Annotated in this window: 21 protein-coding genes; 13 read left to right on the plus strand and 8 right to left on the minus strand. The window is 59.3% G+C overall.

The features are described from left to right. Window positions 1–105 precede the first annotated feature (105 nt). From U8U01_RS11420 to aspS, 4 genes are all read left to right on the plus strand, one after another. Entirely contained in the window at window positions 106–840 is a 735-nt protein-coding gene (locus tag U8U01_RS11420) for a nucleotide-binding protein (protein WP_322174289.1), read from the plus strand. Window positions 841–909: 69 nt separating this feature from the next. Continuing rightward, window positions 910–1,308, plus strand: a complete 399-nt coding sequence (locus U8U01_RS11425; RefSeq protein ID WP_322174290.1) for a methylglyoxal synthase — start codon at window positions 910–912, stop codon at window positions 1,306–1,308. Window positions 1,309–1,922: 614 nt separating this feature from the next. Beyond that, window positions 1,923–3,206: a histidine--tRNA ligase gene (hisS, locus tag U8U01_RS11430; protein ID WP_322174292.1), complete on the plus strand. Its 1,284-nt coding sequence runs from the start codon at window positions 1,923–1,925 to the stop codon at window positions 3,204–3,206. Between the two features lie 264 nt (window positions 3,207–3,470). After that, complete coding sequence (gene aspS / locus U8U01_RS11435; protein WP_322174294.1) at window positions 3,471–5,267, plus strand: aspartate--tRNA ligase; 1,797 nt, start codon at window positions 3,471–3,473, stop codon at window positions 5,265–5,267. Window positions 5,268–5,478: 211 nt separating this feature from the next. On the opposite strand, the gene U8U01_RS11440 is transcribed toward aspS, so the two are convergent. Further along, the gene (locus U8U01_RS11440) at window positions 5,479–5,664 is read right to left on the minus strand and encodes a hypothetical protein (RefSeq protein ID WP_322174295.1); all 186 of its coding nucleotides are present in this window, start codon (window positions 5,662–5,664) and stop codon (window positions 5,479–5,481) included. A gap of 184 nt (window positions 5,665–5,848) precedes the next feature. Between U8U01_RS11440 and U8U01_RS11445 the strand changes: the two genes are divergently transcribed. The 5 genes from U8U01_RS11445 (at window position 5,849) to U8U01_RS11465 (ending at window position 10,983) form a co-directional block, all read left to right on the plus strand. Further along, the gene (locus U8U01_RS11445; protein WP_322174297.1) at window positions 5,849–8,146 is read left to right on the plus strand and encodes an anaerobic ribonucleoside triphosphate reductase; all 2,298 of its coding nucleotides are present in this window, start codon (window positions 5,849–5,851) and stop codon (window positions 8,144–8,146) included. A gap of 141 nt (window positions 8,147–8,287) precedes the next feature. Next, window positions 8,288–8,482 (plus strand): anaerobic ribonucleoside-triphosphate reductase, encoded by a 195-nt coding sequence (gene nrdD, locus U8U01_RS11450; RefSeq protein ID WP_322174299.1) that lies wholly within the window; start codon window positions 8,288–8,290, stop codon window positions 8,480–8,482. After that, window positions 8,479–9,219 carry a 5'/3'-nucleotidase SurE gene (surE, locus tag U8U01_RS11455; RefSeq protein ID WP_322174302.1) on the plus strand — a complete coding sequence of 247 codons (741 nt, stop codon included), beginning with the start codon at window positions 8,479–8,481 and terminating at the stop codon, window positions 9,217–9,219. Before nrdD ends, surE begins: the two co-directional genes overlap by 4 nt. Window positions 9,220–9,227: 8 nt before the next feature. After that, window positions 9,228–9,725, plus strand: coding sequence for an anaerobic ribonucleoside-triphosphate reductase activating protein (gene nrdG, locus U8U01_RS11460; protein WP_322174304.1), 498 nt, complete (start codon window positions 9,228–9,230; stop codon window positions 9,723–9,725). A 58-nt stretch (window positions 9,726–9,783) separates the two neighbouring features. Then, window positions 9,784–10,983: an S-layer homology domain-containing protein gene (locus U8U01_RS11465; RefSeq protein ID WP_322174306.1), complete on the plus strand. Its 1,200-nt coding sequence runs from the start codon at window positions 9,784–9,786 to the stop codon at window positions 10,981–10,983. A gap of 177 nt (window positions 10,984–11,160) precedes the next feature. Here the strand turns inward: U8U01_RS11465 and U8U01_RS11470 are convergent, their stop codons facing one another. The 7 genes from U8U01_RS11470 to U8U01_RS11500 all read right to left on the minus strand — a co-directional run bounded on the left by U8U01_RS11470 (window position 11,161) and on the right by U8U01_RS11500 (window position 17,885). Next, complete coding sequence (locus tag U8U01_RS11470) at window positions 11,161–12,936, minus strand: phosphoenolpyruvate carboxykinase (GTP) (protein ID WP_322174308.1); 1,776 nt, start codon at window positions 12,934–12,936, stop codon at window positions 11,161–11,163. A gap of 253 nt (window positions 12,937–13,189) precedes the next feature. Continuing rightward, window positions 13,190–13,369, minus strand: a complete 180-nt coding sequence (locus tag U8U01_RS11475) for a type II toxin-antitoxin system antitoxin (RefSeq protein ID WP_322174310.1) — start codon at window positions 13,367–13,369, stop codon at window positions 13,190–13,192. Window positions 13,370–13,375: 6 nt separating this feature from the next. Further along, window positions 13,376–14,404, minus strand: coding sequence for an SPFH domain-containing protein (locus tag U8U01_RS11480; protein WP_322174312.1), 1,029 nt, complete (start codon window positions 14,402–14,404; stop codon window positions 13,376–13,378). A gap of 961 nt (window positions 14,405–15,365) precedes the next feature. Next, window positions 15,366–16,304: a 4Fe-4S binding protein gene (locus tag U8U01_RS11485; protein WP_322174314.1), complete on the minus strand. Its 939-nt coding sequence runs from the start codon at window positions 16,302–16,304 to the stop codon at window positions 15,366–15,368. Next, on the minus strand, window positions 16,277–16,459 hold the full coding sequence (locus tag U8U01_RS11490; RefSeq protein WP_322174316.1) for a CD1871A family CXXC motif-containing protein: 183 nt from the start codon (window positions 16,457–16,459) through the stop codon (window positions 16,277–16,279). The genes U8U01_RS11485 and U8U01_RS11490 overlap by 28 nt, the downstream gene beginning before the upstream one ends. Then, window positions 16,449–16,991 (minus strand): TlpA disulfide reductase family protein, encoded by a 543-nt coding sequence (locus tag U8U01_RS11495; protein WP_322174318.1) that lies wholly within the window; start codon window positions 16,989–16,991, stop codon window positions 16,449–16,451. Before U8U01_RS11495 ends, U8U01_RS11490 begins: the two co-directional genes overlap by 11 nt. A 39-nt stretch (window positions 16,992–17,030) precedes the next feature. Next, window positions 17,031–17,885 carry an MBL fold metallo-hydrolase gene (locus U8U01_RS11500; RefSeq protein WP_322174391.1) on the minus strand — a complete coding sequence of 285 codons (855 nt, stop codon included), beginning with the start codon at window positions 17,883–17,885 and terminating at the stop codon, window positions 17,031–17,033. A gap of 446 nt (window positions 17,886–18,331) precedes the next feature. On the opposite strand from U8U01_RS11500, the gene U8U01_RS11505 reads away from it, so the two are divergent. The 4 genes from U8U01_RS11505 to U8U01_RS11520 all read left to right on the plus strand — a co-directional run bounded on the left by U8U01_RS11505 (window position 18,332) and on the right by U8U01_RS11520 (window position 22,886). Beyond that, complete coding sequence (locus U8U01_RS11505; protein WP_322174320.1) at window positions 18,332–19,138, plus strand: hypothetical protein; 807 nt, start codon at window positions 18,332–18,334, stop codon at window positions 19,136–19,138. Window positions 19,139–19,315: 177 nt separating this feature from the next. Beyond that, window positions 19,316–20,248: a cysteine synthase A gene (cysK, locus tag U8U01_RS11510; RefSeq protein WP_322174322.1), complete on the plus strand. Its 933-nt coding sequence runs from the start codon at window positions 19,316–19,318 to the stop codon at window positions 20,246–20,248. A 189-nt stretch (window positions 20,249–20,437) separates the two neighbouring features. Then, the gene (locus U8U01_RS11515; RefSeq protein ID WP_322174324.1) at window positions 20,438–21,739 is read left to right on the plus strand and encodes a hypothetical protein; all 1,302 of its coding nucleotides are present in this window, start codon (window positions 20,438–20,440) and stop codon (window positions 21,737–21,739) included. A gap of 67 nt (window positions 21,740–21,806) precedes the next feature. Then, window positions 21,807–22,886, plus strand: a complete 1,080-nt coding sequence (locus U8U01_RS11520; protein WP_322174325.1) for a phosphotransferase enzyme family protein — start codon at window positions 21,807–21,809, stop codon at window positions 22,884–22,886. Window positions 22,887–22,897: the final 11 nt, after the last annotated feature.

Here is a 22,897-nt window from a genome sequence, read left to right on the forward strand (position 1 = left end):
GCCCTGCTTTTTTGTGCAGGGCTAATATAATTCCAAAAAAAGACTATTTGTTTTTGACAAAAGCTTTCCAGTGTGATAAGATATAGGACAAGGCGGTGTTCTCCTATGGGAATTGCAACTGTAATCACCTCCGGCAAGGGCGGCGTGGGCAAGTCCACGGCCGCGGTAGGGCTTGGCCGGGCCCTTGCCCAGCGGGGCCGCCGGGTGCTGCTGGTAGACTGCGACGCGGGCCTGCGCAGCCTGGACCGGATGACCGGCGTAGAGGAGAACCTGGTGTTCGACACCTCCGATGTGGTCTTTGGCCGCTGTTCCCCTGCCGAGGCCATCTACCCGGTCAGCGAGGGCCTGTTCCTGTTGCCCGCCCCCGCCTCCGGGGATGACCTGATCCGTCCGGGGGTGATGCGCCGGCTGGTGCCCTTGCTCAAACGCTATTACGACCATGTGCTGCTGGATTCCCCGGCAGGGGTGGGTATCGGGTTCCGTTCCGCGGCCTGCGCGGCAGACCGTGCCCTGCTGGTGTGCAGCCCGGACCCGGTCTGCGTGCGCAGCACAGGGAACGTCCGGCAGTTGCTGGACGGGCTGGGCGTGGCGGACAAGCGGCTGCTCATCAACCGCTTCAACGGCGCCTTTTTTGACCAGACCGGCGTGTACAGCGACCTGGACGGTGTCATTGACGCCGCCGGGGTCCGGCTGTTCGCCCTGGTCCCCGAGGACATCACCATGGCCGCAGCCTTTTTAAAGGGTACCGCCGCGGCAGACGGCGCCCCCGGCATGATGGCCCTGCACCGGGCCGCCGCCCGCCTGGAGGGCAGTACCGTGCCCATGCCGGAGAAACTGTAGTTCGCGGCCCTGACCAACAGCCTATTACCATATTTATCATATATCTTTTACCATTGGGAGGAGTTTATTATGCACATTGCATTAACGGCGCACGACGCAAAAAAAGAGCTGATGGTTCAGTTCTGTATAGCCTACTGCGGGATACTCAGCCGGCACTCCCTGTGCGGCACCGGCACCACCGGCAAGATGATCTCCGAGGCCACGGGGCTCAAGCTGCAACGTTTCCTCAGCGGCCCCCAGGGCGGCGACCAGCAGATCGCGGCCCGCATTTCCTGTGACGAGATCGACCTGCTCCTGTTTTTTCGGGATCCGCTGAACCCCCAGTCCAATGACCCCAGCGCTTTGAACCTGTTACGGCTGTGCGATATGCATAACATCCCCGTAGCCACCAACATCGCCACCGCCGAGGTGCTCATCCACGGCCTGGAGCGGGGCGACATGGACTGGCGCGACCTGGTAAAAACCTGAGCCTGCCCCACCCCCGGACAGCGCCCGCAGCACAAGCCCGCCTGTCCATAGCCCAAAAAAGAATTTCCCCATCCCACCAGCCGGCTCCAGGCAGCGCCTCCACAGGCACACACAAAAGTTTCGTCGTCTCACCTGCCGGTTCGGTCGGCTCGTGACGGCCACCCCCGGTGGCCCTCGCCCTTTTCAAAGGTGGTGGGGTTCTTAGGGGGCGACAATCGCCAGTGGCGATTTCCCGTCGCCGACCGAGGCGGCAGCCGAGAATCAACGCCCAAGAGTTGGCGTAGCCAACTCTCCGCCGCCGGAGGCATTAAGGTGGTGGGGTCCTTAGATGGCGATTGTCGCCGACCGAGGCGGCAGCCGAGAATCAACGCCCAAGAGTTGACTACGCCGACTCTCCCCCGCCGGAGGCAAAACCAACGCCCCCGCCGGAGGCCCTTTTAAGACCCACCCAAGACCTGCCCAAGACCGCCTCCATACCGGCCCACTATCCGCCTGTTACCTGCCTGAGAACCCCTTGATAGATGCGGCTAACCGGGGCCAATTATACCCAAATAAAGAGGGGTGCCGCTGTTTTAGCGTGTACCCCCAGACTACTGCCTTAAAGGAAGATACCCATGGAATTGATAACAAAAGCCCCCAAGGGCACCCAGGACCTGGCCCCCGCCCAGGCGGCCAAATGGCGGCAGGTGGAGCAGGCCCTTATCAGTGAGGCCACATTAAACGGCTTTGGCGAGATACGCACCCCCGTTTTTGAGCACACCGAGCTCTTCCAGCGGGGTATGGGCGACGTGACCGACGTGGTAGAAAAGCAGATGTACACCTTTACGGACAAAGGCGGCCGTTCCGTCACCCTGCGCCCGGAGGGCACGGCCGGGGCCGTACGGGCCATGCTGGAAAACGGCCTGTACAATGCCGGTTATCCGGTCAAATTGTACTATAATATCCCCTGTTACCGCTACGAAAAGCCCCAGGCCGGGCGGATGCGGGAGTTCCGCACCTTTGGCGTGGAGGTATTTGGCGCCGCCGAGCCCATGGCCGACGCCCAACTGATTGCCATGGCCATGTCGGCCTTTGGGCGGCTGGGCCTGGCAGACGTGGGCCTACAGTTGAATTCTATTGGCTGCCCTACCTGCCGCAAAGTCTACCACCAGGCGCTAAAAGCGTACTTTTCCGCCCAAAAGGACAAGCTTTGCCCCACCTGCCTGTCCCGGCTGGATCGGAACCCCATGCGCATCCTGGACTGCAAAAGCCCGGAATGCCAGGCCATCGCCGCCGGCGCGCCCAAAATCACCGCATACCTCTGCGATGATTGTCAGGAGCACTTTGACAAGGTGCAGGCCTATCTAACGGCTATGGGCATCCCCTTTACCCTGGATCCCGGCCTGGTGCGGGGCCTGGACTACTATACCCGCACCGTGTTCGAGTTCCCCTCTAAAAGCCTGGGCTTTGCCCTGGGCGGCGGCGGGCGCTACGACGGCCTGGTAGAGGAAATGGGCGGCGCGCCCACACCCGGACTGGGTTTTGGCATGGGCATGGACCGGCTGATGTTGGCGCTGGAGGAGCAGCAGGCCCCCTTTGGGGACATTCCCCCGTGCGAGGTGTACATTGCGGCCGTAGGCGACGAGGCACGGCTAAAGGCATTGACGCTGGTGAACGCGCTGCACCAATGCGGAATTTACGCCGACTGCGATATCTGCGGCCGTGGCTTGAAGGCGCAGATGAAATATGCCGGGAAAACCGGCGCAAAATTCAGCATGGTGCTGGGCGATACCGAACTGGCAGAGGGCCGGGCCCAGCTAAAATTTATGGCAGACGGCAGCACCCAGGAAGTCAGCATCGGCGAGAATTTTGCCGCCAGCTACACGGCTGCCAGCACCCAGCCTTGGGTGCTAAATTGAGGGCTATGCCCGCAGCTTACTCCCTGGAATTCGCCTTACCATAAAGGTAGCTAAGCACCGGCAAACCCTTGCGTCCCTGCACGGCAGCAGCGTGTGCGTTGGCTTAGATGCTGGCTTTTTGTGTCCGCATTGCCCAAATAGAGAGATAGATATCCTGCCCCCATGCCGGGGCGCATACATATTTTTGAACAACCCGGAGGCTCGCACGCCGCAGCCGCCGAAAGCCCGCCAAAGGCGGGCATAGACCTTAAGGAGAGATGACCCATGTCAAAATTTCGTACCCACAACTGCGGCCAGTTGCGTTTGGAGAACGCCGGGGAAACCGTGACCCTGGCCGGATGGATGGAAAACCTGCGGGAGGTAGGCGGCGGCATTGCCTTTTTGGTGCTGCGGGACTTTTTCGGCACCACACAGGTGGTGGTGGAGAGCCCGGAACTGCTTTCCCAGGTAAAGGCGCTAAACAAGGAAACCACCATCGCCGTAACCGGCACGGTGCGGGAGCGCACCAACAAAAACCCCAAACAGCCTACCGGCGACATTGAGATAAGCCCTGCCGCCATCGAGGTGTTGGGCCGTTGCCACTACAATGAACTGCCCTTTGAGATCAACTTTTCCAGGGACGCAGACGAGAGCCAGCGGCTGCGGTACCGCTATCTGGATTTACGCAACCCCGGTGTAAAATCCAACATCGTGCTGCGCAGCCAGGTGGTTTCTGCCCTGCGCCGGGCCATGGAGGAACAGGGCTTTATGGAGATCAACACCCCCATCTTGACCGCCTCCTCCCCGGAAGGAGCACGGGATTTCCTGGTGCCCTCCCGCAAGCATCCCGGCAAATTCTACGCCCTGCCGCAGGCGCCCCAGCAGTTTAAGCAACTGCTGATGGCCGCCGGGTTTGATAAATACTTCCAAATCGCCCCCTGTTTCCGGGACGAGGACGCCCGGGGCGACCGTTCGCCCGGGGATTTCTACCAGCTAGACATGGAAATGGCCTTTGCCGGCCAGGAAGATGTATTTGCTGTTATAGAGGCGGTCCTGCCACCAATTTTTGAGAAGTTCGGCACCTATGGGCAGCAGGTGTCCAAGGCTCCCTTTAAGCGCATCCCCTTTTTGCAGGCCATGGAGGACTACGGCAGCGACAAGCCTGACCTGCGCATCGACCTGCTGGTACAGGATGTGACGGAGTTGCTGGCCGGCTGCGGCTTTGGGCCCTTTGAGGGCGCGGTGGTGAAGGCCGTGCCTGTATCCAACTGTACCCTCACCCGCAAGGCCATAGACAAGGTTGTGGCCGAAACAGAGGTGCAGACCGCCCAGAAAACCTACTGGTTTAAGCTGGACGAGAAGGGTGAGATCGCCGGGGGCATTGCAAAATTCATCAACGCCAGCCCGGCTTTGGCCGAGAAGGTCGTGGCCCAGATGGGCCTTACGCCCAACACCCTGGTAATGCTGGCCGCCGGCAAGAAATCCACTGCCCAAAAAACTGCCGGCGTGGCCCGCAAGCTGCTGGGTGCGGCCTGCCCGGCGCACATGGACGAAAAACGCTATGAATTCTGCTGGATCGTGGACTTCCCCATGTATGAGATCGGCGAGGAGAGCGGGAAGTTGGAGTTCGGCCACAACCCCTTCTCCATGCCCTACGGCGGCCGGGAGGCCCTGCTAAAGGCTGAGCGCGGTGAACTGGATCCGCTGGAGTTGCGGGCCCACCAGTATGACCTGGTGTGCAACGGCTACGAGCTGGCCTCCGGCGCAGAGCGGAATTATGACCCGGAGATCATGGTAAAGGCTTTCCAACTGGCCGGGCTGACCGAGGAGGACGTGCGGGGCAAGTTCCCGGCTATGTATAACGCTTTCTGTTATGGCGCGCCGCCCCACGCAGGCGCAGCCCCCGGCGTGGACCGCATGATCATGCTCCTTACCGGCGAAAGCTACATCCGCGAGGTCATCGCCTTCCCCATGAACCAGAGTGCCCAGGACGTGATGATGGGCTCCCCCAGCACAGTGTCTGACGCGCAACTGCGGGAGTTGAGTATCGCCATAACCCGGCACGAGGATGAAGGCCGTTAAACGCCCCATCTCCCTAGAAAAAACTGGAAATATCCACCTGAAGGGGCTGCTTGCAGCCCCTTTTTTCATTCAAATTTTCGCCCATATTTTGCGGTCACTTCGAAACAGAATTTTCAAAACACACAATATGTGGTATTGACAACATTGCCTACTTGGCCTATAATAGAAAGGCCCCCCTTGGCTTATGGCTGCCTGTGTGCCTGTGGTGCATCTATGAAGTTGCCTCCGGCGGATGAAGGGACTTTTTGAAAAAATACCCTTGACAATCTTCAAAAACTTTTGTGTGGGGGTAAGCGGGCTGCTTTTTGTAAGGAGATTTATCCGTTTTTGAGGGTGGAATTTTCTTGATTTTTCTTCTATAATTTTGTTTTTCTTCCTCCTTTTTGATTGGGGACATTTAGCTGGCTTTTGATAAAAGGTTTTTTCTGTGAATTTCGCTTTCTTTCATACGAAATTGCAATATGCGCCGTCGCCTGGACAATAGGGCTGGCTAACAGGCCCGGAGGCAGGGCCTCTGGTTACAGGAAACGGCTTTACTATACATGGAAAACTATATTTTGAGAGGAGTCATCAGTCAAATCATGCCAAAGAAAATTATCAAGCGCAATGGCGAACAGGTAAAGTTTGACCCGGCAAAAATTCGCGGGGCCATCTTCAAGGCCAATGTCCGCATTGCCACAGAGCGGTTCAGCGACGCGGACCTGGACGGCCTTACGGCCCAGGTTGTGGCAGAGCTGGATAAAATGAAGGCTATCCCCACGGTGGAGCAGACCCAAGATATTGTGGAGGAAAAGCTGATTGCCGCTGACTATGCCAAAACGGCCAAAGCCTACATCCTCTACCGGGCCCAGCACCAGCGGCTGCGGGAGATGGACGACGAACTGGTGAAGATCTACTCGGCCCTCACCTTTGTCCCTGCGGAGGACGTGGACCTGAAACGGGAAAATGCCAACATCAACGCGGACACCGCCATGGGTACCATGCTGAAGTACGGCTCGGAGGGGGCTAAAAGCTTTTACGATAAGTATGTTATCCCCCCCCATCTGACCAAAGCGGACGAGGAAGGGGATATCCACATCCACGACAAGGACTTCTACACCCTCACCGAAACCTGCTGCCAGATCGACCTGATCAAGCTGTTCAAAAACGGCTTTTCTACCGGCCACGGCTATTTGCGGGAGCCGAAGGATATCCGCAGCTACGCGGCGCTGGCCTGTATCGCCATACAGGCCAACCAGAATGAGATGCACGGGGGCCAGAGCGTGCCCAACTTTGACTACTCCATGGCCCAAGGGGTGGACAAGACCTACCATAAGGAGTATTTCAAGGCCCTCACCCAGTTTTTACAGTTGATGAAGGTAATGCCCCACGGCCAGGCCGAGGCGATGGTGGATGCCGCCAAAGTGGCCTTGCACACACAAGTAACCATGAAGAATGTGGACGCCTATGGGCAGCGCTTTGCAGAGTTTTTACCCCGGCACCAGCGGGAAAGCGGTTTTCAGGAAGTGACCTGGGAGGAGGCCTGCGACGCTGCGGCCTATGCCAAAGAAACCGCCTGGCGGGAAACGGACAAGGCCACCTATCAGGCTATGGAGGCCCTGGTACATAACCTGAACACCATGAACTCCCGGGCAGGGGCCCAGGTGCCCTTCTCCTCCCTAAACTACGGCACGGATACAAGCGAGCAGGGGCGCATGGTGATACGCAACCTGCTGCTGGCCACCGAGGCCGGTTTGGGCGACGGGGAAACCCCCATCTTCCCGGTACAGATCTTCAAAGTGAAGGAGGGGGTCAACTACAACGAGGATGACCCCAACTATGACCTGTTCAAGCTGGCCATGAAGGTGTCCGCCAAGCGGCTGTTCCCCAACTTCAGCTTTATTGACGCGCCCTTTAACCTGCAATACTATAAGCCCGGCGACTATGACTCGGAGATCGCCTACATGGGCTGCCGCACCCGGGTAATGGGCAATGTGCACGACCGCACCCACGAAACCACCTGCGGCCGGGGCAACTTAAGCTTTACCTCTGTCAACCTGCCCCGTATCGGCATTGAGGCAAAAGGGGATGTGAAGAAATTCTATAAGATTCTGGACGAGCGCATGGGCCTGTGCGTCGAGCAGCTTTTGCACCGCTTTAAGATACAATGCAGCAAAAAAGCCTATAACTACCCCTTCCTGATGGGCCAGGGGGTCTGGATCGATTCGGAGAAACTGGACCGGGATGACTCGGTGGCAGAGGTGCTGAAACACGGTACCCTGTCCGTAGGGTTCATTGGCCTGGCGGAAACCCTGAAAGCCCTTACCGGCAAGCATCACGGGGAAAGCGAGGAGAGTTACCGGCTGGGGCTGGAGATCATCACCTATATGCGGGAACGGATGGATAAGCTTTCCGCCGAAACCGGGTTGAACTTCACCCTGTTGGCCACCCCGGGCGAGGGGCTTTCCGGCACCTTTACCCGGCTGGACAAGAAGAAGTTCGGGGTCATAGAAGGCGTCACTGACCGGGAGTACTACACGAACTCCTTCCACGTGCCGGTCTACTACCCCATCACGGCTTTTGAAAAGATCAAAAAAGAGGCCCCCTTCCATGCCCTGACCAACGCAGGGCATATCAGCTACGTGGAACTGGACGGGGATGTCTGCAAGAATATCGACGCTTTTGAGAGTGTGATCCGCTATATGAAGGAAGCGGGCGTGGGGTACGGCTCGGTGAACCATCCGGTGGACCGGGACCCGGTATGCGGGTATAATGGCATTATAGGCGAAACCTGCCCCCGCTGCGGCCGCCGCGCCGGGGAAGGCGTCCCCCTGGAAAAGCTGGAGGAACTGCGGAAAAAATACCATGATGTGCCCGACTATTCCAGCCTGATCAGTTGACCCAAAGGGTGGTGGCTGTCAGTTTTGCGCCATTTTTGAAGGGCCCAAAAACCTTTTGTAGGGGTTTGGTTTGGGGCTTTCCCACTTCTCTGAAATTCACATATTTTTAGTTTAATATACTATTTTTAGGAGGAACCTACTATGTCAAACACATCCAAAAAGAACGCGAACATCACCGGAACCGATCAGATCATGGTTGGCGAGGGGCGCGACTTTGAGCGCATCCGCCGTATCACCGGCTACCTGGTAGGTACCATCGATCGCTGGAACAATGCCAAGCGCGCGGAAGAGCGGGACCGGGTCAAGCACTCTATGCGTCAGGAGCCCCGCGTATGAACCTGCTACTTGTCAACGACGATGGGATCTCCTCGCCAAGCCTGTACGCGCTGGCTGCGGCTTTTTCACGCAACCATGTGGTTACGGTAGTAGCCCCGGACGGCAACCGCAGCGCCATTGGCCACGGCATTACCCTGCGCGCGCCTATCTTTGCCCACCGTATCGATTACCCCCTGGGGGTGGCGGCCTGGGCGGTTTCCGGCACCCCGGCGGACTGTACCCGCCTGGGCCTGTTAAACCTGGCCCCCGGTCCGGTGGATCTGGTCATCTCCGGGCCTAACCGGGGGCACAACGCGGCCTCTGACCTGCTGTATTCCGGCACAGTGGCCGCCGCGCTGGAGGCCGCCATGCTGGGGGTAAAGGCCATTGCCCTTTCTACCCCCATAGGGGCCGACGATCAGCAGACCATTGAAACCTTTATTAGCCTATATGGCCTGCTGGATCTGGAAAACGATTTTGACCAGGTGCTGAACATCAACCTGCCCGACCTGCCGCTCACAGAGATTCGGGGGCTGCGCTGGGCCGCTTTGGGCGACAACCAGTGGCAGGGCCCCTATGAGCAGCGCATCACCGAAAACGGCCAGCCTGCCTTTTACCCGCCCAGCCGCCCGCCGCAGATCACCCCCGGCAATACGGATGACTGGAACAGTTTGAATGACGGCTACATCACCCTGACGCCCCTGACCTACCGGCTGGAACAGCCGATTGAGGGCCGCCGGGAACTGCCCTGGCAGTAGGTGGCCCCATGACGCTGCAAGTGGCCGGTATCGTTAGGGAATCGATTGTTGACGGGCCCGGCATACGGTATGCTGTGTTTGTGCAAGGCTGCCCCCACCACTGTCCGGGCTGCCATAACCCGGAAACCCACCCCTTTGCAGGGGGCAGTGCCATGGATACCGCCGGTATTTTCGCCCAGTTCCAGGCGGACCCACTGCTAAAGGGCATTACCCTGAGCGGGGGCGAGCCCTTTTGCCAGGCGGAACCTCTGGCAGAACTGGCCCGGCTGGTGCACGGCACCGGCAAAGATGTGGCCGTGTACACCGGTTACACCTTTGAGGAACTGGCTGCCTCCCCTGATCCGGCTGTGGCCGCCCTGTTGGAGGAAACCGACCTGCTCATCGACGGCCCCTTTGTGGAGGCCCAGCGGGATATAGACCTGCTGTTCCGGGGTAGTAGCAACCAGCGGCTCATTGACGCAAAAGCCTCCCTGACGGCGGGCCGGGCGGTGCTTTGGGAGCCGTAAATAAGCCCTTAACCCCAGCCATTGGCCGGGGTGGGAATAATCTTAAGGAGTTTTTAGCATGAAAAAGAGAGTGCTGGCCCTGTTGCTGGCCCTATGCCTTTGCGTTGGCTACCTGCCCCTAGGGGCGGCGGCTAAGACCATGCCCTTTAAAGACGTGAAACCCACGGACTGGTTTTACGACGACGTGCAGTATGTGTATGACAACAGCCTGATGACATACCGCTACCGCACCAGCTTTGAGCCCAACCGTTATGCCAGCCGGATCACCCTGGCCGGGGCGCTTTACAATATGCAGAAATACGCTAAGCACGTGCGCAGTTCCCTTCCATTCAGCGATGTGAACACCAAAACCACCGCGAAGTACTTTGCCACCTGGGCAGACAGCCGGGGCGTTGCCAACGGCACCGAGGATCACAAGTTTTCTCCTGACGGCAACGTGACCAGGGAACAGGCTGCGGCCATGTTCTACCGCTACGCCGTGCTGTACAAGGGCGCCAGCCGCACCACAGTTTCCCTCAGCACTTTCCCTGACGCCAATAAGGTAAGCAGCTATGCCAGGGAGGCTATGGCCTGGTGTGTTGCCAATAACATTATTGTCGGCAGCACCAACAACGGTAGGATTGTACTGGATCCCAAAGGCACCGTTACCCGTGCCCACCTGGCAGCATTTGTCCACCGCATCAGCAAACTGTCCTTTACCGGCACCGGCTACGAGAAAACCATCACCAGCTTAATCAATGATCAAAAAGGCCTCAACCGCGCCACCTATGCTGACTTGACCGGCGACGGCAAGGAGGAGCTGATCCTAAGCTACACCACCCAAATGCCTGTCAATGGTGACCCCAACAACCTCTTTGACCACCAGGTGGTATCGGTGTACACCATCAGAGGCGGCACCGTGCAATGCCTGCTGGAGAAAAAAATCCTGTTTGCCCTGGCCGGCGGCCCTAATGCCTCGGTAGGCGCTTTTAACGACAACGGGAAAACCAAGCTGTGCATCTATACCAAAAACGGTGAAACCGGCGGGCTAAACTACCGCTATGGGGAATCTTATACCCTGTACACCCTGTCCGGCGGCAAGCTGGTGGAAGATAAATACGTACGCTGCACCATCCAGATAATCAACGGCAACCTCAGCACGACCGCATCGAATGGTTCTATCAAGGAAAACGGCAAAATCACGAACATCACCTACAACCAGTTCCGTGACTGGCAGAAAGGCGCCAAGTGGGGCGCTAAGGTGCGGGTGTACGCTTAACAAACCACAACAAAAAAGGGCTGCCGGGAAACCGGCGGCCCTTCTTGCATAGGGGTAGGACATGGGTAATAGGAAAGGCAGCCGGTATAAAACCGGCCGCCTGATTGAATTGCCTATCTTAAAACCGGGCGTACATAGCCGGTTTGGGGCAGAACCCCTTAAGCGGCCGGTACCAGCTTACTGGCAGTTGGCCTTCAGGGTAGCAAGCTGCTCTTTCAAGGCTGCGGGGAGTTTGTCGCCAAACTGCTTGTAGAACTCCTCGATGCCCTCGGCCTCTTTGGCCCAGGCGGCCTTATCCACCGTGAGGATGCCCTTGAGGGTATCGATGGAGAAGTCCTCCAGGCCCTCCAGGTTGATGTCCTCCGCCTTAGGCACAAAGCCGATGGGGGTTTCCACCGCGTCCACTTTGCCCTCGCAGCGCTTGATGATCCACTCCACTACGCGGAAGTTGTCGCCAAAGCCGGGCCAAATGAAGTGGCCGTCCTCGTCGGTACGGAACCAGTTGACGTTGAAGATCTTGGGGGCTTTGTCGCCCAGCTTTTCGCCCATCTCAATCCAGTGCTGGAAGTAGTCGCCCATATGGTAGCCACAGAAGGGCAGCATGGCCATGGGGTCACGGCGGACTATGCCCACAGCGCCGGCAGCGGCAGCAGTGGTTTCGGAGCCGGTGATGGAGCCTACAAACACGCCGGCGTTCCAGCTACGGGACTGGTAAACCAGGGGCACCGTGTCGGGGCGGCGGCCGCCAAAGATAATAGCAGACACAGGCACGCCCTCGCCCTTGTCAAATTCGGGGCTGATGCAGGGGCAGTTCTTGGCGGGCGCGGTAAAGCGGCTGTTGGGATGGGCCAGCTTGCCGCCCTCGGCGATAAACGCGGGGCCATTGACCTCGGCGCCCTTCCACTCCTGGGCATTGACAGGGGGGTTCTTGTCCAGGCTCTCCCACCATACGGTGTTGTCGTCCAGGTTGCGGCCCACGTTGGTGAAAATGGTGCCCTTCTGGGTGGAGATCAGGGCGTTGGGGTTGCTCTTCATATTGGTGCCGGGGGCCACGCCGAAGAACCCGTTCTCCGGGTTGATGGCGTACAGGCGGCCGTCCGGGCCCTGGCGCATCCAACTGATGTCGTCGCCCACCGTCCAGACCTTGTAGCCCTTCTCGCGGTAGCCTTCGGGGGGGATCATCATGGCCAGGTTGGTTTTGCCGCAGGCAGAGGGGAACGCGGCGCAGACGTACTTCACTTCGCCCTGGGGGTTCTCGATGCCCAAAATCAGCATATGCTCGGCCATCCAGCCCTCATTCTTGGCCTGGTAGGACGCAATACGCAGGGCAAAGCACTTTTTGCCCAGCAGCACGTTCCCGCCGTAGCCGGAGTTGACGCTGATGATATAGTTGTCCTCCGGGAAGTGGCAGATATAGCGTTTCTCCTCGTCGATATCCACCTTGCAGTGCAGGCCCTTCACCCAGTCGGTGCTGTCGCCCAGCACGTCCAGCACGGCCTTGCCGGTGCGGGTCATGATGGACATATTCAGTACTACGTAGATAGAGTCCGTGACCTCTACGCCGATTTTGGCCAAGGGGGAACCCACAGGGCCCATGGAGTAGGGGATGACATACATGGTGCGGCCCTTATAGCTGCCCCGTGCAATGTCGAACAGCATCTTGTAAGCCTTTTCGGGATCCATCCAATGGTTGGTGGGGCCGGCATCCTCTTCCTTCTTGGAGCAGATGAAGGTGCGCCCCTCAACCCGGGCCACGTCATTTACAGCGGTGCGGTGGTAGTAGCAGTCAGGCAGTTTCTCCTGGTTCAGCTTGATCATTTCGCCGGTTTCGCAAGCCTGGCGGCGCAGGTCCTCGATCTGCTCCTCAGAGCCGTCGATCCACACTACCTGATCAGGCGTAACCAGCTCTTTCATTTCTTCCAGCCAGTTCAGAACGGTTTTGTTGTTGGTCATGTTGTGATTTGCTCCTTTCAAAAATATAAGGAAATTTTGAGATTTGTAGGAACCAATTCTGGCTTATATTCTATCACAGAAAAGAGAAATAATCAATGGGGTTTTGCTAAATTCTGCTTTTCTCCCAGTGGGCACCCGGACACCCAGTCCCTCTGCCGGCTCCCCGCCCTGGGACAGGCCAAAAGCCCCTGGCCGCTTGCCAAAGCAATCCAGGGGCCCCTTGCTTACGGGTTTTTGGCCGCTTTTACGGGGCTTAAGCGTCCCCTTCCGGCGGCTTTTTCTTCCGCTTGCGCACGCACTCGGTCAGCAGGAATTCAATTTGGCCGTTGATGGAGCGGAAGTCCTCCTCGGCCCACTGGGCCAGTTCCTTCCACAGACTGGGCGAGATCCGCAACAGGATCTGCTTTTTGGCCTTGTCGTTTTTCTCGTCCATAGGCGTTTAGTACAGCGAGCCGCTGTTTACCACAGGCTGGGCGTCCTTGCTGCCGCAAAGCACCACCAGCAGGTTGCTGACCATAGCCGCCTTGCGCTCCTCATCCAACTGCACCACCTGATCTTGGCCCAGTTGATCCAGGGCCATCTCCACCATTCCCACAGCCCCTTCCACGATCTTCTTCCGGGCGGCCACAATGGCCTCGGCCTGCTGGCGCTGGAGCATGGCCGCGGCAATCTCCGAGGCGTAGCTCAGGTGGGTAATACGCACCTCCAGAATCTCCAGGCCGGCCATAGCCACCCGCTTTTGCAGGTCCTGGCGCATCATATCGGCGATTTCCTGGCTGCTGCCCCGCAAGGTGGTTTCGTCGGTATCCCCCTCATCGAACAGGTCGTAGGGGTACATACGGGCGATGTTCCGGGTGGCGGAATCGCACTGGGTGGAGAGGAAGGTGCGGTAATTCTGCACGTTGAACACGGCCTTTGTGGTGTCTACAATCCGCCAGATGACAATGGTACCAATGATAATGGGGTTGCCGCGCTGGTCGTTGACGGTCTGCTTTTCGTTGTTGAGGGTCATGGTTTTCAGGCTGATTTTTTTGCTGCCCCCCACATAGCTGAAATTGCCGTTCGAATTGCCGGTCCAGCGGCTTTCGGCCCCGGGATTGATGCCGGAACAGAAGATATTCGTCCAGTAAAACCCGTCGTTTTTCAGGGTGCCGTAGTATTTGCCAAACAGGGTCAGCACCAGGGCCTCGTTGGGGTTGAGCACCTTAAAGCCGATGCAGAGGAACGCAGCTAGCAGCATCAGCGCAATGCCACCAAAGAGCATGGCCATCCCCAGGGCGTTTACCGCATCCTCGCTGCCCATCTCGGCGGCATAGCGCACCAGCTCTACAATGCCCAGGACCAGCAGGGCGACGCCCGCCGCAAAGCCCAGCAGGACGGCCAGCAGCGCCGCAAAGCCGTTGTGGGCTTTGGCGGGTTTTTCCTGGTAACGGTTGACGATTTTCTCTGTGATCTCGTTGTTGTCCATAAGTATCCCCTTTCATGGTGCCGGTTTGATTGCTTGATGATATTATTATAATATCATCTTGGTGGCTTGTCAAGGGAAAATGGGGAAATTTTTCCGGGAAATGCCTCGTTTTATGGTGAAAATGGGCCGCCGCAGGGGGATGGCTATGCCTTTAGTGTGCGCCACCGGCAAGGGGAAAAAGCTACGAGGTTTTGCCAAAAAGGGGGCGAAAACCGTTAAGGGGGTGATATTTCTCCCTTTTTGTGAGGGCGGGATGGCGGGGGCAAACCCTGCGGGGGCTTGCCAAAAGGGGGGTGGAAACCGTTATGGGGGGATGCTGTTTTGCCTTTTGGGTGTGGGGGGTGTTACTCATTTTTCTTCCAGGAGGGGGTATTGGGGTGCATTTTGGGCCAAATTAGCTGCAACTAATCGGCGGGTCTTTGGCCGGTTAGTGGCAACTATTGGGGGGATACTCGTACGGTACTTACCCCTTATCACCCATATAGGAAACGGGGGTCGGGCGGGCCTGCTTGCCGGCATTGTATGAAACACACGCTTTTCAGGGAATAAATTGCGATTTTTTATGGAAAATTCCTTTTCAGTTGAGGTGGACGATGGGCAAGGAAGAGGGCAAAAAAAGTGCACAAAAAAGCTTACAGGGAGGCGTGCATTCCTGTGAGCTTTTTTTGATGGAGAGGGGGTGCGGTTTTTACCGGGCCGGGCCTTTCGGGTTGTGGGTTTTAGTTGGGAAGGGGTGCCAATGGGTTGCGGCTTCCTGGGGGGTGCGGGTATGGCCTCTCCCCCATTTGGGATGTGTATGGAGGAGGGCTGCTTGCCATCTGCCGAACACCCTTGCGGAGGATGAAACCGCCTTACCGGTTGGGAGGAGGTGGTGGGAAAAGGAGCGAGGAAAAGGATGACAGGAAAGCTTACGGGGAGGTGTGCTTTGCTGGGGGCTTTTGGGGATGGAGAGGGGGCGCGATCAGCCGCGCGGGGGATTACCGGGGGCGGGGGGGTCCGCCGGGGTTTTTTCGCGGGGGGCGCCGGGCGGCTGCATGGAAATGGCCCCTTTGGGGCACACGGCCTTGCATTTGCCGCAGCGGATGCATTCCGGCCCGTTGATGCTGCGGGGGGTTTTGGTGATTGATACCGCCATGGGGCAGGCCCGCTCGCACTGCTTGCAGCCTACGCACTTGCCCTGGTCCAGTTTCATTTGGAAAAAGCTGAACCGGTTGAACAGGGCATAGAAGGCCCCCAGCGGGCAGAGGTACCGGCAGAAGGGCCGCCGGATAAACACGGACGCTGCCAGGATCAGGGCCAATACCAGGGCCTTCCAACTGAACAGCAGCCCGGCCAACTGCCGCAGGGCCGGGTCCGCCAGCAGCAGGGGGATGCCCCCTTCCAGGGTGCCGGCGGGGCAGAGGTACTTGCAGAAGGCCGGGACGCTGACCCCGGCCCCGGTAAGGGCAAAGGCCGGGAGCAGGATCACCAGGACCAGCAGCACCAGGTATTTCAGCCAGCGCAGGGGCCGGTCCAGCTTGGGGGGGATTTCCCACTTGGGCGAGGGGATTTTGTACAGCAGGTCCTGCACCAGGCCAAAGGGGCACAGCAGCCCGCACACCACCCGGCCCAGCACCACCCCGAACAGCATCAGCAGGCCCAGCACATAAAAGGGGAACCGCCCGCCGCCCAGCCCCGCTTGCAGCGACCCGATGGGGCAGGCCCCCAGCGCGCCGGGGCAGGAGTAGCAGTTGAGCACCGGCACACAGACGGCCTTTGTGCCGCCGGTGAAAATGCGCCCCTTTTGAAAGCCCAGGGCGTAGCCGTTGACCAGCGCGGCGGAAAGCAACTGCACCCGGCGCTGGAAGGACAGCCGCCGCTTGCCCCCCTTGCTTACCCGATGCCGATGCATTCTAGGCATATGCGCACCGCCTTTTGCATGACCTGGATGTGCTGCCCGCCCAGCAGGCCCGCCAGGATTAGCAGGGCCGCGGCGGCCAGCAGGCCCCAGCGGGCCAAATTTACCCTATTTACCCCATTTACCCCATTGGCCCGGTTGGCTGTTTTACTCTTCAAGGCTGATCTCCGCCTTTCCGCTGGCCGTTAGGGCCTGGTTCATGGCTTGCAGGAAGGTGCCGGAAAAGTCCTGGAACCCGCCGCCGATTATGGGGGTGCCCACCTGCTTGCCGGTGGAGTCCAGGAACAGGGTGGTGGGGACTGCCTGGACCCCTTCCAGCAGCCCGTCAAATGCCTCGTCCCCGCTGACCAGGGTGATACCCTCGTAGCCGGCCTGTTCCAGCAGGGCGCTGGCGGTTGCCTCGTTGAACTGGGCGTCTACACACACGGTGATCATCTGCACATTGTCCGGCAGGGCCTTTTCAAAGGCGGCCAGGTCGGGCATCTCCTGGATGCAGGGGGCGCAGTAGGTGCCCCAGAAGTTGATGGCGGTCAGGTCCTTGGCCGCCAGGTCCTCTGGGGTGAAGGTGCCGCCGTCCAGGGTTTTGGCGGTAAAGGCGCCCTCGCCCTTTGGGGTGGAACAGCCCCCGGCCAGCACAGCCAGCGCCAGCAGGGCCGCCAAAAGCAAAGCCATGGGTTTTCTGTTTTTCATGTTGATCCCTCTTTTCTTATATATGTGTACCTGCTTTTCTCAGGCCAGGTCCTTTTTCCAGATGCGGTCTTTGGCATAGGCGATGTTGGCAATGCCGCCGTCCAGCCGCTGGAAACGTTCGTTTTTCGCTTTGCCGTACCAGCAGGGCCGGCCGGTAAAGCCTACGCTCTCCACGCTGTCGTCCGTGCCGGCCATGATCTCGTCACACAGGGCGATGGCGCTGTCTATAATGGCAATGTCCTCCGGGGCGCCGCCGTGGCCACCCCAGAGGGCGTCAAAGGCGGGCTGGTAGCTTTTAAAGTGCAAAAGGCTCTCCCGGTATGCCTCGATGGAGGTGCTTTCCTCCCCATAGACCAGGGTGTTGCGGTTGCAGGCATCCCCCGAATAGACCACCCGCAGGTCCCGGTCCAGGAACACCACGGTGCCTTTGGTATGGCCGGGGACGGCAATGGTTTCCAGGCAGACGCCGCCCAGGTCGAACCGGGTGCCGTCATAGAGGGGCAGGGTTTTGACCGGGCCGGGCACCGTTACGTCGTCCAGCCGGGGCTCTACGGGCAGGGGGGCGAACATCCCCCCGCTTTTGGCAAAGTCCAGGCGCATTTCCTGGCCGCTGTGCCGGTACATCAGGGCCACGTCGTCCGGGGCGATGTATGCCTGGCCGTACTCGAAGTTTGCGCCGATGTGGTCTACATGGCCGTGGGTGTTGACCAGCGTTACCGGCAGGTCGGTCAACTCCCGCACAAAGGCCCGCAGGCTGCCTACGCCTGCCAGGCCGTCGATGAGCAGGGCTTTGTCCCGGCCTTCGATCAGGTAGCTCTGTTCCCAGCCAAGGCCGGTGATCAGGGTAACATGGTCAAAAATCTTTTTGCTTTTGAAAAATTTGGAGGATGCCATCCGGTTCACGTCCCTTTCCTGTTTTCCCTTTATTATAGCGGATAAAGGGGCGCTTGGCAAGGGGGAACACCTAGGGGGGGTGTGTCCAAAGTGAAGAGTTTAAAAGCGAGGCTCCGGCGAACAAATAGTAAAAGTTTCGTCTTCTCACCTGCCGGTTCGGTCGGCTCGTGACGGCCACTCCCAGTGGCCCTCGCCCTTTTCAAAGGTGGTGGGGTTTTTAGGGGGCGACAATCGCCAGTGGCGATTTCCCGTCGCCGACCGAGGCGTCAGCCGAGAATCAAAGCCCAAGAGTTGGCGTAGCCAACTCTCCACTGCCAGAGGCCGAAATTTCGACATAAATGCTTTATTTTGGACGTTTCCCAACGCTACCGGCCCGGCAGCCTAAGGCCGCACAAAATATCACCCGCGTCATACAATGGACTAAGAACCCAAAAGGAGGAGATCATATGCCGGAACATGAGGGCGTCCCTGCGTTTGAGAACAGGGACTGTTTTAAAGAGGCCGTCTGCATCGACGCTATGCGTATTTACGATAGCTGTAGCGATAAAGACTGCTTGGAAGACATAAGGGTGCTGTTCTCCGCGGCGGCACAGCCGATGGTAGACAGCGCCACCAACGTGCGCATCAAGGACGTGAGCGTTATCACCGTGTACATCGACCTACAGCCCATCCCCTTTAACAAGGGCTTTTACTCGGTGGATATGACCTATTTCTTTGACGTGACCGTGGAACTGTTCGGCGGGCCTTCCGCCTGCCCGGTGACGGTCAGCGGTGTGTCGGTATTCAACAAAAAGGTGGTGCTGTTCGGCAGCGAGGGCAATGTGAAGGTGTTTACATCCGGCGGCTGCCAGGATGAGCCGGAGCCCAACGACGGCGTGCGGGCCCTGCCAAAGGCCACGGTGCAGGTGGCCGAGCCGGTGGCCCTTTCCGCCAAGCTGTGCGACTGCTCTTGCCGCAACGAGCCCTACTGCCGTATTCCCGAAAGCATTTGCCAGCGCTATGGCGGGGACTTTGACACGGCCCCCCAACGCAACCATGTGTACGCCACCATCGGGCTTTTCACCATTGTGCAGATTGTGCGCAGCGTACAGATGCTGATACCCACCTACGACTTCTGCGTGCCGGAAAAAGAATGCGTGCCCACCACCGACAACCCCTGTGAGCTGTTCAGGCGCATCGACTTCCCCACGGACGCGTTCTTCCCGCCCAGGGCTACGGACCTGCCCGACTGCGGCTGCGGCTGTGGGCACTGAACGGCGCCGCCCGGCAGGCAGGCCGTAAAACCGTTTTCCCGGCCAGGGGCCGGAACCGCCAGGGGCCGCGCCTCGCCAGGATGGGGCACGGCCCCTGGCCCTATGCCGGCACATTCCCCTTGACTGCATGGCCGGGGGGTGGTATGATGGTTTTATACCCTGTGGGAGGCGATACCTTTGCATAAACGATTTGGCACGGCCGAAGAACTGATTGGCAATACCCCGCTGCTGGAAACGGCCCGGCTGGGGAAAGCACAGGGCCTTTGCGCCCGCCTGCTGGTAAAGCTGGAGGGCCTGAACCCTGCCGGCAGCGTGAAAGACCGGGTGGCGAAGGCCATGCTGGACGACGCGGAGGAAAAAGGGCTGCTTGGGCCCGGCTCGGTGATCATTGAGCCCACCTCCGGCAACACGGGCATTGGCCTTTGCAGCGTGGGGGCGGCCAGGGGCTACCGGGTGATTATTGTGATGCCCGAAACCATGAGCCTGGAGCGCCGCCTGCTGATGGGCGCCTACGGGGCGGAACTGGTGCTTTCGGACGGGGAGGCGGGGATGCAGGGCGCCATCGACAAGGCCAGGGAACTGGCTGCCGGCATACCGGGCAGCTTTATCCCCGGCCAGTTTGTGAACCCTGCCAACCCGGCCGCCCACTTTGCCACCACCGGCCCGGAGATTTGGGCGGACACCGGCGGGCAGGTGGATATATTTGTGGCGGGCATTGGTACGGGGGGGACCATCACCGGGACAGGCAGGTTTTTGAAAAGCCGCAACCCCCGGATAGAGGTGGTGGGGGTGGAGCCGGCGGCCTCGCCGGTGCTGGGCGGCGGCCGGCCCGGCCCCCACCGGATACAGGGCATTGGCGCGGGCTTTGTGCCACAAGTGCTGGACATGGGCGTGGTGGACCGGGTGGTGCCGGTGGCGGACGAGGACGCCTTTGCCGCCGGCCGCCTGCTGGGCCGGACCGAGGGGGTGCTTTGCGGCATTTCCTCCGGCGCGGCGCTGTTTGCGGCTATGGGGCTGGCCAGGCTGCCGGAAAACGCCGGGAAGGTTGTGGTGGCCCTGCTGCCGGACGGGGGCGACCGGTACCTTTCTACAGATATGTACCGGGGTTAGCCTTTGGCTACATCCGACAAAAAGCCTGCTGTTTTCCATGTAAAACCACTATATTTTAATTTAGGTCTGGTATTGGAACCAAAAGTGTGATACAATAGGCAGTAGGTAGTGCCCTGTAGTACCCTGCTGCCTGTTGTTTTTGTTTTTTAATTGACTTTACCGCTACAAAGCCCACGGAGCGTGACGCATATGGTTTATTTCCCGATCGTATTTATTTGTGTCTGCGGCCTGTTCCTGACCCTGCTCCAGGACCGCTACCGCATTTGGACAACCCTTGCCGGCATGGCGGGGACGTATATCCTGGCGCTGGTGACGGCCGCCCTGCTGGACGGCCGGCTGAGCGGGGAGAATTTGCCCTGGCAGTTGCCCTGCGCGGTGGGTACCGGGCTGTTTTTGCTGGCCTCTGTGTTTTTACATAGCAACAACCTGCTGCAAAAGGGTTTTGTAGCGGCGCTTTGCATCACCAATTTTGCCTATGCCCTTTTGTTTGTGCCCCTGTTTTTGGGGGCTATGCCCTTTTCCCCTGCCGGGGCCTGGGGCGGGTTCCTCTCGGTGCTGGCCATGCTGCTTATCAACCTGCTGACGGGCCTGTGCCTGTACCGGCCCTTGCAGCGGTTCAGCCAGCGGGGCCCGTCGCTGTTCCTGGGCGGGATGCTGGTGCTGATGGGCTTTCAATACCTGCTTTGCCTGGGCAAGCTGGACGGGCTATTTGGTATACGCACCCCCACCCGGCGGCTGCTGCTGGCTACCGGGCTGTACTGCGTGCTGGTTTTTTGCTTTCGCAGCGTATACCAGGCCGGGCGCTGGCAGGCCCAGGACGTCAGCGCCGCTGTGCGCAAGCGGATGCTCGCCATGGAGTCGGGGGATATGCTGGACCTGCTGGCCAACATCCGGGAGGTGCGGGCGGCCCAAAAAAACGGCGAATACGCGCTGGATACCATCCAGCAGCTTATACGGGACGGGCAGCCGGAGAAGATCCCCGTTTACATCAACATGATCAAGCGGAACGCCCAGCACAACCCCATCCTGTTCCCGTACCACGAAAACCCGTACCTGAATGCCGTGATTGCCACCAAAGCGGCCTACGCGGCCCAGAACGGTATTGATTTTCAGAGCAATGCCGCCCAGGCCGACGCGCCGCTGAAAACCGCCGAGCTGTGCGTGATGGTCAACGAACTGCTGACCCGTGCCTGCGGGGACGCCCTGGCCTTTGAGGGCCAGCGCCGCCTGCGGTTTACCGCCACCCCGGCGGAGGACGCCTTGCGGTTGGAGGTGCTTTATACCGGCGCCCTGCCGGAGAAAACCCGTTTTCATCCGGCGGGGAAGAAGCTTACCGACCTGCTGGCCTGGATGTTTGACGACACGCCCCAGGCGGAGGACGAACTCCACGGGCTGGACAACACCGCGGAGATCGTGCTGGCCCACAGCGGCAGCCTGACGGTTTCCGGCACCGGCGGCGAGGTGATCCTCCGGGCGACTTTGCGGTTCTAGGGCGTGTTCCCATTTCTGGTAGCGCATTGGCCCTGCCAATTAATCCATTTTGTTAGGAGCGATTCCCATGCAGAAAAAAATCCCCCCTCAGGTTTTACAGGCGTTTAGCCTCTCCCCCAGCGCGGACCTGCGCGATATGCTGGGCGGGCACATCAACGACACCTACCTGGTAGACGGCACCTATGTGTTGCAGCGCATCAACCACTTTGTGTTTCCGCATCCAGAGCATATTATGGAAAATATGTTGGGCGTCACCCGCTTTTTGCGGGAAAAGATTTTGCAGCGCGGCGGCGACCCGGAGCGGGAAAGCTTGCAGGTGGTGCTGACCGGGGCGGGCGACCCCTTCTACCGGGATGAGGAAGGGAATTACTGGCGCTGCACCCTGTATGTGCAGGCTACTTCTTCCTTTGAAACCCCGGACAGCCCGGATATGCTTTTTGAGGCAGGGCGGGCTTTTGGCGACTTTCAGGCGATGCTCAACGGGTATCCGGCGGACACCCTCCACGAGATCATCAAGGATTTCCACAACACCCCGGTGCGCCTTTCCCAACTGGAGGCCGCTGCTGCCGCCGACCCCAAAGGCCGGTTGAAGGAGGTGGCCGCCGAGCTGGAGTTTGCCTTTAGCCGCCGGGAAGACGCCGGGCTGCTTACCGGCTTGCTGGCGGCGGGCCGGCTGCCCCTGCGCGTTACCCATAATGACACCAAGATGAGCAACATCCTGTTTGACGAAACCACCAAAAAAGCGGTTTGCGTGATTGACCTGGATACCGTGATGCCCGGCCTTACGGCGTTTGACTTTGGGGATTCCATCCGGGCCGGGGCCTCTACCGCCGCGGAGGACGAAACGGATTTGAGCAAGGTCCGCTTTGATATGCAACTGTACCGGGCTTACACCCGCGGGTTCCTCTCCACCGCCGGCGCTGCCCTTACGGAAGAAGAACTGGACACCCTGCCCGACGGCGCCTGGGCCATGACCTACGAGGTGGGTGTGCGGTTTTTGACCGATTACCTCAACGGCGACGTGTACTTCCGTACCACCCACCCCCGCCATAACCTGGACCGCGCCCGTAACCAGTTCTGCCTGGCTAAACAGATGGAGGACTATCGCGCCGCTATGGGCCGTATTGTCCGTGAGGCCCGTGGATAGGCTTTTGGGCT

It is taken from the genome of Acutalibacter caecimuris (genome assembly GCF_034335085.1).
Classification (GTDB): domain Bacteria; phylum Bacillota; class Clostridia; order Oscillospirales; family Acutalibacteraceae; genus Acutalibacter; species Acutalibacter caecimuris.

Coding starts and splice junctions, on each gene's coding strand:
- U8U01_RS11420 (WP_322174289.1), top strand. CDS start 106: ATGGGAATTGCAACTGTAATCACCTCCGGCAAGGGCGGCGTGGGCAAG.
- U8U01_RS11425 (WP_322174290.1), top strand. CDS start 910: ATGCACATTGCATTAACGGCGCACGACGCAAAAAAAGAGCTGATGGTT.
- hisS (WP_322174292.1), top strand. CDS start 1,923: ATGGAATTGATAACAAAAGCCCCCAAGGGCACCCAGGACCTGGCCCCC.
- aspS (WP_322174294.1), top strand. CDS start 3,471: ATGTCAAAATTTCGTACCCACAACTGCGGCCAGTTGCGTTTGGAGAAC.
- U8U01_RS11440 (WP_322174295.1), bottom strand. CDS start 5,664: ATGTCCCCAATCAAAAAGGAGGAAGAAAAACAAAATTATAGAAGAAAA.
- U8U01_RS11445 (WP_322174297.1), top strand. CDS start 5,849: ATGCCAAAGAAAATTATCAAGCGCAATGGCGAACAGGTAAAGTTTGAC.
- nrdD (WP_322174299.1), top strand. CDS start 8,288: ATGTCAAACACATCCAAAAAGAACGCGAACATCACCGGAACCGATCAG.
- surE (WP_322174302.1), top strand. CDS start 8,479: ATGAACCTGCTACTTGTCAACGACGATGGGATCTCCTCGCCAAGCCTG.
- nrdG (WP_322174304.1), top strand. CDS start 9,228: ATGACGCTGCAAGTGGCCGGTATCGTTAGGGAATCGATTGTTGACGGG.
- U8U01_RS11465 (WP_322174306.1), top strand. CDS start 9,784: ATGAAAAAGAGAGTGCTGGCCCTGTTGCTGGCCCTATGCCTTTGCGTT.
- U8U01_RS11470 (WP_322174308.1), bottom strand. CDS start 12,936: ATGACCAACAACAAAACCGTTCTGAACTGGCTGGAAGAAATGAAAGAG.
- U8U01_RS11475 (WP_322174310.1), bottom strand. CDS start 13,369: ATGGACGAGAAAAACGACAAGGCCAAAAAGCAGATCCTGTTGCGGATC.
- U8U01_RS11480 (WP_322174312.1), bottom strand. CDS start 14,404: ATGGACAACAACGAGATCACAGAGAAAATCGTCAACCGTTACCAGGAA.
- U8U01_RS11485 (WP_322174314.1), bottom strand. CDS start 16,304: ATGCCTAGAATGCATCGGCATCGGGTAAGCAAGGGGGGCAAGCGGCGG.
- U8U01_RS11495 (WP_322174318.1), bottom strand. CDS start 16,991: ATGAAAAACAGAAAACCCATGGCTTTGCTTTTGGCGGCCCTGCTGGCG.
- U8U01_RS11500 (WP_322174391.1), bottom strand. CDS start 17,885: ATGGCATCCTCCAAATTTTTCAAAAGCAAAAAGATTTTTGACCATGTT.
- U8U01_RS11505 (WP_322174320.1), top strand. CDS start 18,332: ATGCCGGAACATGAGGGCGTCCCTGCGTTTGAGAACAGGGACTGTTTT.
- U8U01_RS11515 (WP_322174324.1), top strand. CDS start 20,438: ATGGTTTATTTCCCGATCGTATTTATTTGTGTCTGCGGCCTGTTCCTG.
- U8U01_RS11520 (WP_322174325.1), top strand. CDS start 21,807: ATGCAGAAAAAAATCCCCCCTCAGGTTTTACAGGCGTTTAGCCTCTCC.